The organism is Streptomyces sp. BE303 (genome assembly GCF_036290945.1).
In the GTDB taxonomy this organism is placed as follows: Bacteria; Actinomycetota; Actinomycetes; order Streptomycetales; family Streptomycetaceae; genus Kitasatospora.
Window position 1 is genome coordinate 1 of record NZ_JAQYWZ010000081.1, and the last position, 1,102, is coordinate 1,102.

General features: G+C 73.5%; 1 protein-coding gene and 2 pseudogenes. All 3 read right to left on the minus strand.

Translation table 11 applies throughout. The annotated features are described in order from the left end of the window. Nucleotides 1-109: pseudogene (locus tag PUR56_RS00285) on the minus strand (ATP-binding protein); the annotation flags it as partial. Further along, complete coding sequence (locus PUR56_RS00290; protein WP_329947346.1) at nt 90-800, minus strand: DUF742 domain-containing protein; 711 nt, start codon at nt 798-800, stop codon at nt 90-92. The pseudogene PUR56_RS00285 and the gene PUR56_RS00290, both read right to left, overlap by 20 nt. Before the next feature lie 161 nt (nt 801-961). Then, nucleotides 962-1,102 (minus strand): annotated as a pseudogene (locus tag PUR56_RS00295) (roadblock/LC7 domain-containing protein); the annotation flags it as partial.

The following is a 1,102-nucleotide window of genomic DNA, read 5'->3' on the forward strand; positions in this document are numbered from 1 at the left end:
CGGCGCCGACGAGCGTGGTCTTGCCGACACCGAAGCCGCCGGCGACGACGATCTTCGCGGAGGTGGTGGCGCGGGTGGGGGCGGCCGCGTTAGAGCTTGCGAAGTCCACTGAGGACCCTTTCGAGCAGCGTGACGTCGGGCTGGTTTCCGGATTCGCCGCCGGAAGCGGGCTGGTGGATGGCGACGAGGCCGGCCTCGGCCAGGTCGGCCACGAGGATGCGGGCCACTCCCAGCGGAAGGGAGAGCAGCGCCGACACCTCGGCCACGGACTTCACCTCGGTGCACAGGGTGCAGATCCGCTGGTGCTCGGGGAGCAGGGTGGCCAGGCGCTGCGGATCCACGTCGGCCGAGACGAGCGCCTCCAGGGCGAGCTCGTAGCGGGGCCGGGTCCGTCCGCCGGTCATCGCGAACGGTCGGATCAGCGGGCCGGAGTCCTGCTCGTCGTCGAACTCGTCAGCGTGCCCGGGCCGCTGGGCCGACCGGCCGCCCTGGTGCCCGACGGCCGACCGGCCCCCGAGGCCGGGGCCGGGCTGCTGGCCGGCCGTCCCGTCCTGCCTCGGGTAGCCCGCGGGGGGCGCGTCGTAGGAGGGCTGCGGCTGCCGGGGCCGGCCGTACTCGTCGTACTGCCCCGGCGGGTACGGCCCGCCGTACTGCGGCTGTCCGTAGTGCTGGTCGTGCTGGCCGTGGAGCGGCTGGCCGTACTGCTGACCGTGGCCGACGCCGGGTGCTCCGAAGGCGTCATGGCCTGTGCCAGGGTACGGAACGCCGTACTGGCCGCTGCGGTCGTCGGGCGGTGTCACGGATCCTCTCCTCACAGGGTGCGGCGGTGCGGTGCGAGCTCGGGCACTGGTCCCGAGCCGGTGGTGCGAAGGCCGTACTACGTCCGATCCCGAGCCCGCCGAAGCGGGCCCGGGACGGGCGCGGAGGTGCTTCGAATACCAGGACGGTATCCGACGGTCCGTCAGTGCAGGAGACTGCCCTGGAGTTCTGCGCGGAGTGCGGGGGTGAGGACGGCGCCGGCCCGGTCGACGAGCAGGGCCATCTCGTATCCGACGAGACCGATGTCGGAGTCGGGGGCGGCCAGGACGGCGAGTGCCGAGCC